The 1,761-nt window shown below is 44.8% G+C and carries 4 protein-coding genes; 3 read left to right on the top strand and 1 reads right to left on the bottom strand.

The window, feature by feature from the left end; genetic code table 11:
• A partial coding sequence (locus RAC86_RS38375) for a helix-turn-helix transcriptional regulator (protein ID WP_377886921.1) occupies positions 1–180 on the top strand: 180 nt, incomplete at its 5' end.
• Positions 181–213: 33 nt separating this feature from the next.
• Here the strand turns inward: RAC86_RS38375 and RAC86_RS38380 are convergent.
• On the bottom strand, positions 214–987 hold the full coding sequence (locus tag RAC86_RS38380) for an alpha/beta fold hydrolase (protein WP_106073403.1): 774 nt from the start codon (positions 985–987) through the stop codon (positions 214–216).
• A 148-nt stretch (positions 988–1,135) separates the two neighbouring features.
• On the opposite strand from RAC86_RS38380, the gene secG reads away from it, so the two are divergent.
• On the top strand, positions 1,136–1,366 hold the full coding sequence (gene secG / locus RAC86_RS38385) for a preprotein translocase subunit SecG (protein WP_003220028.1): 231 nt from the start codon (positions 1,136–1,138) through the stop codon (positions 1,364–1,366).
• 131 nt (positions 1,367–1,497) lie between these two features.
• The coding region (locus RAC86_RS38390; protein WP_377886922.1) for an alpha/beta hydrolase at positions 1,498–1,761 on the top strand (264 nt) is incomplete at its 3' end.

Genomic DNA, 1,761 nt, shown 5'->3' on the forward strand with positions numbered 1-1,761 from the left:
AATAACGATTATTCCCTTAATCAGCTTGCGCTGGAAATCGGAGTCTCACCCGCCACACTGAGCCGCGTGCTGAATGGAGAAAGACGGCCGGGGCAGCTTGTGATCGGTAAAATGCTTCACTATTTTAATTTGAAATTTGAGGATCTTTTTTACTATGATTTTGTTGACAAAAGTCAATAAAATATAGAAAACGCAAGGAGATCCAAGCGTTTTCTATATTGAATGATGTGTCAGCACAAACCCTGTCACCAGCTCATTGCACGTTTTCCATTGTTTTGTCGGCAATTGATGTCCCTGATATTCCAATCTGAAAAATTCGGCATGTCTGCACGATCTTCGGTAATAGCCTGCGTTTGTAAAGGTCCAGTCCCGCAGGCCGCCATACATAAACAGCATTGGCATTTCTAGGCGGGGCAGCTGTTCAATGCAGTTGTAGCCAAGCGAATCCAGATAATACTGATGCCAATGGGCCAGGTCTGCTTTTTTCATATGGTCTGTTAATATGCTGCGAAGCTGTCTGTCTTTTGTGTGGCTGCCAGCGAGGATTTTCATGAGCAAACCGGGGTTTTTTTCAAGCAGATACATTCCCAGTTTGTGCAGCTTCTGGCCGATTACGTTATGAACAGCGGGGTAGGCGCCGGACAGAATAAGGTGTGACACTTTGTCGGGGCGGGTGAAGCCGGTATGCTGCGCGATTAAGCCTCCGGCAGAATACCCGAATAACACAGCTTTATCAATATCCAAAGCGTCCATGAATTGCGCGATCTCGTTTGCGTAATAGGAAATAGACGCTGGCTGATCGATATGATCACTATCACCGTGGCCGCTTAAATCGGGAAAAATCACCCTGAAATGCTTGGATAGAAGGCGCTGATAATAAAAAACCTTGCGTCCCATGCCCGGCGGGTGGATAAAAATGATAGGGATTCCCTGTCCATATTCTTCATAAAAAAGATGTTTCCTGCTGTCTATGCTGATAAGCGGCATCGCTTTTCTCCTTTGACCTTTTCATATGAATAGGGTAACCAAGATAAAACGTCTTATCCGGCCTTTTGGCGTCTGATACAGCGTGACATGCCAACCCTTTTCATGTAAAATAGAAGTAATGTAGCCAGTGAGTCTGGAGGTGTATGGGATGCACGCAGTTTTGATTACCTTGTTGGTTATCGTCAGCATTGCACTTATTATTGTTGTTTTGCTTCAATCCAGTAAAAGCGCCGGATTATCTGGTGCGATTTCAGGTGGAGCGGAGCAGCTCTTCGGGAAACAAAAAGCAAGAGGTCTTGATTTAATTTTGCACCGCATTACGGTAGTGCTGGCAGTCTTGTTTTTCGTGTTAACGATTGCGCTTGCTTATATCCTATAGGGCAATGTTTGTATAAGGTCTGATGTGAAGTCAGGCCTTTTTCACGTTTCTGGATGATATTCAAAACGTTTTTTTCTGATTAAACTGTGGAAAACTATAATGATCGTGCAGATAGAAAGGGAGACATGAGCATGAAAGTTGTGACACCAAAACCATTTACATTTAAAGGCGGAGACAAAGCGGTGCTTTTGCTGCACGGCTTTACAGGCAATACAGCGGATGTAAGGATGCTGGGACGATATTTGAATGAACGCGGCTATACGTGCCACGCGCCTCAATATGAAGGACATGGCGTCCCGCCTGAAGAACTTGTACATACGGGGCCCGAAGACTGGTGGAAAAACGTAATGGATGGCTATGAATACTTAAAATCTGAAGGCTATGAGAGCATTGCG

This window comes from Bacillus sp. LR_5 (genome assembly GCF_042709275.1).

Coding starts and splice junctions, on each gene's coding strand:
- RAC86_RS38380 (WP_106073403.1), bottom strand. CDS start 987: ATGCCGCTTATCAGCATAGACAGCAGGAAACATCTTTTTTATGAAGAA.
- secG (WP_003220028.1), top strand. CDS start 1,136: ATGCACGCAGTTTTGATTACCTTGTTGGTTATCGTCAGCATTGCACTT.